Origin of the sequence: Kitasatospora sp. NPDC057518, from assembly GCF_042802075.1 — a bacterium.
In the GTDB taxonomy this organism is placed as follows: domain Bacteria; phylum Actinomycetota; class Actinomycetes; order Streptomycetales; family Streptomycetaceae; genus Kitasatospora.
The window spans coordinates 1-8,370 of record NZ_JBHVEU010000397.1 but is presented as its reverse complement, the minus strand read 5'-3'; the positions used below and the strand labels follow the sequence as shown (position 1 = coordinate 8,370).

The 8,370-nt window shown below is 70.5% G+C and carries 6 protein-coding genes; 5 read left to right on the top strand and 1 reads right to left on the bottom strand.

From position 1 onward, the window contains the following. Positions 1–57: 57 nt before the first annotated feature. Positions 58–2,544: a transglycosylase domain-containing protein gene (locus ACFU7Z_RS30950; protein ID WP_380781122.1), complete on the bottom strand. Its 2,487-nt coding sequence runs from the start codon at positions 2,542–2,544 to the stop codon at positions 58–60. Positions 2,545–3,062: 518 nt separating this feature from the next. Here ACFU7Z_RS30950 and ACFU7Z_RS30945 point away from each other — a divergent pair. The 5 genes from ACFU7Z_RS30945 (at position 3,063) to ACFU7Z_RS30925 (ending at position 8,332) form a co-directional block, all read left to right on the top strand. Further along, complete coding sequence (locus ACFU7Z_RS30945) at positions 3,063–3,761, top strand: PadR family transcriptional regulator (RefSeq protein WP_049651118.1); 699 nt, start codon at positions 3,063–3,065, stop codon at positions 3,759–3,761. A 126-nt stretch (positions 3,762–3,887) separates the two neighbouring features. Continuing rightward, complete coding sequence (locus tag ACFU7Z_RS30940; protein WP_049651119.1) at positions 3,888–4,970, top strand: inositol-3-phosphate synthase; 1,083 nt, start codon at positions 3,888–3,890, stop codon at positions 4,968–4,970. A 210-nt stretch (positions 4,971–5,180) separates the two neighbouring features. Continuing rightward, on the top strand, positions 5,181–6,503 hold the full coding sequence (locus ACFU7Z_RS30935) for an MFS transporter (RefSeq protein WP_369808287.1): 1,323 nt from the start codon (positions 5,181–5,183) through the stop codon (positions 6,501–6,503). Positions 6,504–6,611: 108 nt separating this feature from the next. Further along, the gene (locus tag ACFU7Z_RS30930) at positions 6,612–7,283 is read left to right on the top strand and encodes a hypothetical protein (protein WP_380781120.1); all 672 of its coding nucleotides are present in this window, start codon (positions 6,612–6,614) and stop codon (positions 7,281–7,283) included. Positions 7,284–7,315: 32 nt separating this feature from the next. After that, complete coding sequence (locus tag ACFU7Z_RS30925; protein WP_143204515.1) at positions 7,316–8,332, top strand: hypothetical protein; 1,017 nt, start codon at positions 7,316–7,318, stop codon at positions 8,330–8,332. Positions 8,333–8,370: the final 38 nt, after the last annotated feature.

The following is an 8,370-nucleotide window of genomic DNA, read 5'->3' as shown; positions in this document are numbered from 1 at the left end:
CCTCCGAGGAGGACCGCACCGCCGTGGTTCCGGGTTCCGGGTTCCGCCCGGCCGGGGCTACTGCCCGGCCGCCCCGCCGCCCTGGAGACCGCCCGTGCTGCTCGGCGTCGGCTTGCCGCCGCCGGTCGGGCGTCCGCCACCGCCACCGTTGCCGCCGCCCGGCGGCGTGGTGTCCGTCGGTCCCGGCGGCTGCGTCTGGCAGCCGATCACCGGCAGGCAGCTGTTGCCCGGGTTCGGCCTGGTGTGCGAGGGGGTCGGCTGGTCGCCGGGGCAGTCCACGCCGGGCACGCAGGTCTGGGTGGGCTGCGGCTGCACGGGCGGCTGCGGCGCCTGCGTCTGGGCGGCCGGCGGGGCCGTCGGGCTGTCGGTCGTGGTCGGGGTCGCCGCCGCGCTGGCCGTGGACGGCGCGCCGGAGGAGTCGACCTCGGTGCCGACCGGCTGCGGGGTCGGGAAGTCCATCTTCTTCTCGTTGGCCAGTGCGGCCTTCATGTACCGGGTGAAGACATCGGTCGGGATGTCACCACCGTGGATGGACTCCTTGCCGCCGGTGCCGTTGAGCGACTGCCGCTCGTGCTTGGTCGGGTCCTCGCGCCACATCGCGACGCTGGTCGCCAGCTGCGGGGTGTAGCCGACCCACCAGGCCGACTTGTTCTGGTCGGTGGTACCGGTCTTGCCGGCCACCGGGCGGCCCAGGTCCTTCGTCTTCTTACCGGTACCGTTCACCGCCACGTTCACCAGCGTGTCGGTGACGTTGTCGGCGACGGCCGGCTCCAGCGCGACCTTGGGCTCCTTCTTGCCGAAGCCCGGCCGCTCCACGCCGCTCACCTCGACCTTGGTGACCGAGTACGGCTCGGCCTCCTTGCCGCTGGCCGCCAGGGTGCCGTAGGCGGTGGCCATCCGGATCGGGCTGATGGTGGAGGTGCCGAGCGGGAAGGTCGCCGTCTTCGGGTCGGCGAGGCTCTCCTTCTTGATGCCCATCTGCACCGCGATGTCGGCCACGTTCTGGCCGCCGACGTCCTGGTTCAGCTGGACGAAGGGCACGTTGTACGAGTACTGCATGGCCATCCGCAGCGAGACGTAGCCGCGCTTGCCGGCGTCCTCGTTCTTCTGCCGGTAGGGCTTGCCGTCGTCGCCGATCACCAGCGAGCCGTCCGCCTTGCGGATCTCGGACATGTCGTCGGCCAGGTAGCGGCTGTCGGCGTTGATCCGCTTCGGCTTGCCCTTGTCGTCCTTCGCGGTCTGCACGCCGGTCTGCATCGCGGTGGCCAGCACGAAGGGCTTGAAGGTCGAGCCGACCTGGACGCCGGTGGCGTCGGCGTTGTTGTCGAAGTGGCCGTTCTCCACGCCGTCGCCGCCGTAGAGGGCGACGATCGCGCCGTCGCCGGGGCGGATGCTGGCGGAGCCGAACTGGATGTTGGTGTCGTTGTCCGGCCGCTTCTGCGGGTTGAGGTTCTCCGCCTTGACGGCGTCGACGGCGCTCTTCAGCGCGTCGACCTTGTCCTTCTCGAAGGTGGTGTAGATCTTCAGGCCGCCCCGGTCGATCATCTGCTGGGTGATCGTCTTGTCGGTGGCCATCACGTACTTGTTGGCGGTGTCGACCAGGTAGCTGATCTCACCGTTCATGTTGGAGTTGGGCTTCTGCGTGATCGGGTCCGGGAACGCGGTGCACTTGGCGCGCTCCTCCGGGGTGATGGCCTTGGTGTCCACCATCTGGTCCAGGATCCAGTTCCACCGGCCCTGGGCCCGGTCCTTGTTGGCCGGGTTGGTGGGGTCGTAGTACGCCGCACCCTTGAGCAGACCGGCCAGCATGGCGCTCTGACAGACGTTGAGGTCCTTGGCGTCCACCCCGTAGTACGCCTGGGCGGCCGCCTGGGCACCGTTCGCACCGCGGCCGAACCAGCTGGTGTTCAGGTAGCCGGTGAGGATCTCCGGCTTCTCCTTCTCCTGGTTGATCTTCAGCGTGATGAAGAACTCCCTCACCTTGCGGCTGAGGGTCTGCTCCTGGCTCAGGTAGGCGTTCTTCACGTACTGCTGGGTGATCGTCGAGGCGCCCTGGGTCTCACCGCCCTTCGCCATGTTCCAGACCGCGCGGAGCATGCCCTTGGGGTCGATGCCGCTGTCGGTCTTGAAGCTCTTGTTCTCCGCGGCGATGACGGCGTCCTGGAGGTGCGGACTGATGTCCTTGAGCTCGACGATCTGACGGTTGGTCTGGCCCTTGCGGGTCATCTCCGTGTTGTCGGCCCAGTAGTAGATCGTGTTCTGGTCCTTGACCAGATCGTTCAGCTTGGGGACCTCGGTGGTCTGGTACAGGTAGAACACCAGGCCCACGAAGCAGCCGAAGACCAGGACGAAGGCGCTCAGCCACTGCTTCCAGGACGGCAGCCAGCGCCGGACGCCGGTCTTGCCGAACCGCGGGTAGTCGATGAAGCGCTTCTTGCCGGGGCCGGCGGCCGCGGCGGCGGAGGCGGCCGCGGCGTCACCGCGCCGGCCACCCCCCTTGGCGCCCTTCTTCTGGGCGGCCTTGCGCATCTCCGCACGGGTCATCCGGGGCTGCTGTGCGGTCTCCCTGACCCCCGAGGGGCGTCGCCGACCGGCGCCGTCCGAGCGCAGCTCGTCGGGTCCCGGCCCCTCGCCCTGACGGCCACCGCCTCCCGGGGGCTGCTGCCCCTCACCGCCCGGGTTGGGCGTCCTTCGCCGTCGCTCGCTCATCTTCCAGCCACTCCTCGCCAGGCGTTTCCAGCCTGAAGGCAGGGTTCACGTCCGATGCCCGCCAACCGCCCTGATCCCGGAGGTGGTCCTCGTGCACACGCGACAGCGTACGCAGCACGGATATACAACTAATCGGACATCAGTTGCCAATGCCCGCAAAACGGCAACAGATCATTACAAGCCCGTTGCCAACACCAGCCGCGCGTCGGCTTGTGATCACATTCACGCGCGTCCCTCTTGCCCGTTCCGGGGGTCGGGTTTACTGTTCTCGATATATCGAGCCGATACATCGAAGCGGTATACCGCCGGATGCAGCGGCCGATCGGACACCGAGCGGGAGGAGGGCGGCGACAGTGGGCAGGCGCTCAGGAGTGCTGGAGTTCGCCGTCCTCGGGCTGCTCCACGACGCCCCGATGCACGGCTACGAGCTGCGCAAGCGGCTGAACATCCTGCTCGGGACGTTCCGGGCGCTCTCCTACGGGACGCTCTACCCCTGCCTGAAGAGCCTGGTCGCCCAGGGCTTCCTGGTCGAGGACAACCCCGACGTCGAGTACGTCCCGGCCACCGCGCTCAACGGCAAGCGGTCCAAGATCGTCTACCGGCTCTCCGCCGAGGGGAAGCAGCGCTTCGAGGAGCTGCTCGCCGACTCCGGCCCGGACGCCTGGGAGGACGAGCACTTCGGCGTGCACTTCGCCTTCTTCGGCCAGACCGACCGGGCCGTGCGGATGCGCGTCCTGGAGGGGCGCCGCAGCCGGCTGGAGGAGCGGCTGGAGCGGATGCGCAACTCGCTGGCCCGCGCCCGCGAGCGGTTCGACGACTACACCGTCGAACTCCAGCGGCACGGACTGGAGTCGGTGGAGCGCGAGGTCCGCTGGCTCAACGAGCTGATCGAGACCGAGCGGTCCAACCGCACCGGAAAGACCGGCCCCGACGCCGGCGGCAGCGCCGCCGGACCCCGCAAGACTTCGGACGGCCGTGGCCAGGAGACCGGGTCCCCGGACCCGTCCGGGCCACCGTACGACCGCCCGGGGCGCTCCGCCCAGGAGCGCTGACACCGCGCCAGCCCTGTGCCGCGCGGCAGGAATGGGCGCCTCGCGCCCGTGCACGCAGTCATCGAAGAAGCAGGACGAGTTCCGCCTACCCCGGCGGGCCTCATGAGATCACAGGGAGCAACCGGAATGGGTTCGGTTCGCGTAGCCATCGTGGGCGTGGGCAACTGCGCCGCGTCGCTGGTGCAGGGTGTCGAGTACTACAAGGACGCCGACCCGGCCGGCAAGGTCCCCGGGCTGATGCACGTCCAGTTCGGTGAGTACCACGTCCGCGACGTGGAGTTCGTCGCCGCCTTCGACGTCGACGCCAAGAAGGTCGGCTTCGACCTGGCCGACGCCATCGGCAACAGCGAGAACAACACCATCAAGATCTGCGACGTGCCGCCGACCGGCGTGACCGTCCAGCGCGGCCACACCCTCGACGGCCTGGGCAAGTACTACCTGGAGACCATCGAGGAGTCGGACGAGGCGCCGGTCGACGTCGTCCAGGTCCTCAAGGACCAGCAGGTCGACGTCCTCGTCTGCTACCTGCCCGTCGGTTCCGAGGACGCGGCCAAGTTCTACGCCCAGTGCGCCATCGACGCCAAGGTCGCCTTCGTGAACGCCCTGCCGGTGTTCATCGCGGGCACCAAGGAGTGGGCGGACAAGTTCACCGAGGCCGGCGTGCCGATCGTCGGTGACGACATCAAGTCCCAGGTCGGCGCGACCATCACGCACCGTGTGATGGCCAAGCTGTTCGAGGACCGCGGTGTCATCCTCGAGCGCACCATGCAGCTGAACGTCGGCGGCAACATGGACTTCAAGAACATGCTCGAGCGCGAGCGCCTGGAGTCCAAGAAGATCTCCAAGACCCAGGCCGTCACCTCGCAGATCCGCGACCGCGAGCTGGGCGCCAAGAACGTCCACATCGGCCCCTCGGACTACGTGGCCTGGCTGGACGACCGCAAGTGGGCGTACGTCCGCCTCGAGGGTCGCGCGTTCGGCGACGTCCCGCTGAACCTGGAGTACAAGCTCGAGGTCTGGGACTCCCCGAACTCCGCCGGTGTCATCATCGACGCCGTGCGCGCCGCGAAGATCGCCAAGGACCGCGGCATCGGCGGCCCGATCCTGTCGGCCTCCTCGTACTTCATGAAGTCCCCGCCGGTGCAGTACTTCGACGACGAGGCCCGCGAGAACGTCGAGAAGTTCATCCGCGGCGAGGTCGAGCGCTGAGCGCAGCGAAGTTCGCGACTGTTGAGCGCTGAGCGCTGAGCACAGCGAAGTTCGCGACTGTCGGACGCCGAGCGCTGAGCCTTGGGCTCTGAGCGCTGAGCGCCGCCAGCTCGCAGGAAGGGCCCGTGGTCTCCGGATCGCGGGCCCTTCACGTTCTCGCGGCCAATGTTTCACGTGAAACAGCGGCCGGTTCCATGGCACTCTGGGCGGGTGGCGATCACCGAGAACGGCAGCACCCACCAGTCCGCGCACCGCGCCACGCTCCTCGACCTGATGAAGGGCCGCGACTTCCGGCGGCTGCTGACCGCCCGGGTGCTCTCCCAGCTCTCGGACGGCGTCTTCCAGGTCTCGCTCGCCGCGTACGTGGTCTTCTCCCCCGAGAAGCAGTCCTCCCCCGCCGACATCGCCTCGGTGCTGGCCGTGATGCTGCTGCCGTTCTCGGTGATCGGCCCGTTCGCCGGTGTGCTGCTGGACCGCTGGCGCCGCCGCCAGGTGCTCTACTTCGGCAACCTGGCCCGCTTCGGACTGGGCCTGGGCACCGGCGCGCTGCTGCTGGCACAGGCCCCGACCTGGCTGTTCTTCGCCTCGGCCCTGCTGGTCACCGCGCTCAACCGGTTCATCCTGGCCGGCCTGTCCGCCGCCCTGCCCCGGGTGGTGGAGCAGGACCAGCTGGTCACCGCCAACGCCCTCTCCCCCACCCTCGGGACGGTCGCCGCCGCCTCCGGCGGGGGCATCGGCTTCGCGCTCCACCAGCTGATGGCCCCCGGGCCGAAGGCCGACGCCGCCCTGGTCACGGTGGCCGCGCTGCTCTACCTGTCGGCCGCGCTGGCCGCCCGGCGGATGGACCGCGACCTGCTCGGCCCGGAGCAGCACCGGGACCGCCCGGGGCTCGGCCAGGCGCTGGTCCGGGCCGCCGTCGAACTCGGCGCCGCGGTGCGCCACCTGGTCCGGGACTGCCGGCCCGCCGTGCACGCGCTGGCCGCCGTCACCGCGGCCCGGTTCTGCTACGGCGTGCTGATCGTGGTGGTGGTGATGCTCGCCCGGTACACCTTCAACGACCCGACCGACAGCGCGGCCGGGCTGGTCACCCTCGGCCAGGCGGTCGGCCTGTCCGCCGCCGGGTTCTTCGTCGCCGCGCTGGTCAGCCCCTGGTGCACCCGCCGGCTGGGCCTGGCCGGGTGGATGACGGCCTGCCTGGTCGCCCCGGTGGTCTTCGTCCCGGCGCTGGGCCTGAGCTTCACCCTGGTGCCCTGCCTGCTCGCCGCCCTGCTGCTCGGGGTGGTCACCCAGGGCACCAAGATCTGCGCCGACACGGCGGTCCAGGAGTCGGTCGAGGACGAGTACCGCGGCCGGGTCTTCGCCATCTACGACGTGCTGTTCAACGTCGCCTTCGTGGCCGCCGCCCTGGTCACCGCGCTGGTGCTGCCGCTGTCCGGCCGCTCGGTCGCGGTGGTGCTCGGGGTCGCCGGGGTATACGCGCTGACGGCGGTCCTCTACCTGCGCTCCGCCCGCCGGAGTCCCCTCCCCCGCTGACCAGGCCTCCTGGAAACCCGCGGGGCTCGGGGCCGACGGCGTCCGACCGACTCGCTAAGGTACTCGAACCTGTCGTAGCGACAGAACTCTGTCTCGGGGGACGAACTGATGAGCACACCGCCCAATCCGTACGGGCCGCCCTCGTCGGCCCCGGTGGGCCGGCCCGCAGCACCGCCGTACGGGGCACCCGTCCCCCCGCCGGCCGCGCCGTACGGGCCGCCGCCGGCCTACGGACAGCCCGCGCCGCCGCCCCCGCCCGGCTTCGGCCCGCCGCCCGCCTACGGGCAGCAGCCGAACGGCCAACCGCCGTACGGGCAGCAGCCGTACGGGCAGCCGGCCCCCGGGCCGTACGGGCAGCAGCCGCCCCCCGGGCCGTACGGCTACCCGCAGCCCGCGCCGCCGGTGCAGCCCGCGCCGGCCGCCAAGCGCGGCATCCGCTCCAAGCTGCGGATCGTCGGGGTGGTCGGCGGCTGCCTGGCGCTGGCGGTGGGCTACTTCGTGGCCGGGCCGAGCGTCAGCAGCGCCAAGGCCGGCGACTGTGTGCACGCCAGCGGCTCCCGAGACGTCGAGATCGTCAAGTGCACTGACACCAAAGCGAATTACCGGGTGCTGTCGAAGTTCGAGGGCACCACGGACGTGACCCGCTGCCAGCAGACGCCGCAGACCACGACCGCCGTCTCGGGCAAGAGCGGCCGCCGCTGGAACAAGAAGCGGTACGTGCTCTGCCTCGGCCCGCTGGCGCCCGCCACCACCGGCGTCCCGCCGGTGAAGAAGTCCTGAACTCTTCCGCTCTTCCTTTCCCGGGGGACCCCTTGTCCGTTCCGCCTCCGCCCCAGATGCCGTACGGCCCGCCACCGGGCGACGGCAACCCGTACGCCTCCGGCGGTTCCTACGGCGCCCCGCCGCCGCCCCCGCCGCCGCCGCCCGGGTACGGCTACCCGAGCGCGCCGCCGCCGCCCGAGCAGCCGTACGGCGTCCAGCCCCCGCCGGGCGGTTACGGCTACGGGTACCCGCCGCCGCCCCCGATGGACGGGACCACCTGCCGGTTCTGCGGCGGCTACCCCGCGGTCAACGCCACCGTCCGCGGCCACCAGGGCCTGATCATCGCCTACCGGATGCTGCGGATGACCGGCCCGTTCTGCCGCACCTGCGGAACGGCGACGGTGCGCGACATGTCGGCCCGGACGCTGGTCCAGGGCTGGTGGAGCCTGGTGTCCTGGCTGCTGACCCCGATCACGCTGCTGCTGAACCTCGGCCCGCACAACAAGTTCAAGCGGCTGCAGCCGCCCGTCCCGGGCAGCCACGGCCCGCAGCTGAACCCGGGCGTCCCGCTGACCAGCCGGCCGCACATCGCGATGCTGCTGGTGCCGGTCTCGCTGGTGGCCGCGGTGACCCTGGCCGCCACCGGCGTGCTCGGCCCCGGGAAGACCGACCCGGCCGCCGACCCGACGCCGACCCCGACCCGGCTGACCCTCTCGCCCACGCCGCCGCCGGTCATCCCCTCGCCGACCTACACGCTGCCGGCGCCGACGCTCACCCTCCCGCCGGTCAGCACCCCGACCGACTCGGACAGCAAGGTGGACGCGGCCGGGGTCGGCGACTGCCTGTACAACGCGAACGGCACCAACCAGACCAACGACACCCACCCGAAGATCACCGTGGTGCCCTGCACCGACGCCAAGGCGCAGTACAAGGTCGTCTACAAGTACCTCGCCACCTCCGACGAGAAGTCCTGCGAGAAACAGCCGAAGTCGGACAGCTGGTACACCAGCAAGCACCCGAGCTTCCCGGCCCTGGACTACGTGCTCTGCATGAAGCAGATCAAGTAGCCCGGTACGGACGAGGGGTGGCCCCGGCGCTCGGCCGG